This window comes from Psychrobacter sp. 1U2 (assembly GCF_051847575.1).
In genome coordinates this window covers 1-541 of sequence record NZ_JBPYDC010001692.1, presented here as the reverse complement: position 1 = coordinate 541, position 541 = coordinate 1, and the positions used below count along the sequence as shown (strand labels likewise).

Sequence of the window (541 nt, the reverse complement as noted above, 5' to 3'; positions counted from 1 at the left end):
CAATATAGGCGGTAATAACAACAACGAGAATAACCCTGATAACATGACAAACGGCCAATAATAGGAGGCGCTTATGACAATGACAGCAGACTCCCAGCGCGGCGTGGCCTTATTGACCATCTTGCTTTTGGTCGTCAGTATTACAGTGGTAGCAGGGGCAATGCTTGCGAGCCAAAAAATCGTTATTCGTCGCAGTGGGCTACTATTTAATCAAGATCAGTTGCTACAAGACCTTGAAGCAGGAAAGCAGTTAGCGATCACCATTATTCGTGCTGATGATAAGCTAAATGATAACGATAGCATGCAGGATATTTGGGCGCAGCCGATGCCGTCCTATACTTTAGGGTCGCACAGCATCACTATCGCGTTGCGCGATGAGGCCAGTCGTTTTAATATCAATAATCTTTATCATGATAACGCAGTCGATAGCGATGCATTGGAGGTATTTCAGCGTTTGTTAACCCAGTTAAACCTAGAGCCTGAAATCGCTATCGCGATACTTGATTGGCAAGACCCAGACAATGAAATCTATAACGATGGC

Annotated in this window: 1 protein-coding gene; it reads left to right on the top strand. The window is 44.9% G+C overall.

What is annotated here, in order from left to right; translation table 11 throughout:
- Positions 1-73: 73 nt before the first annotated feature.
- On the top strand, positions 74-541 hold a 468-nt coding region (locus ACS8FD_RS23920; RefSeq protein ID WP_439277681.1), incomplete at its 3' end, for a type II secretion system minor pseudopilin.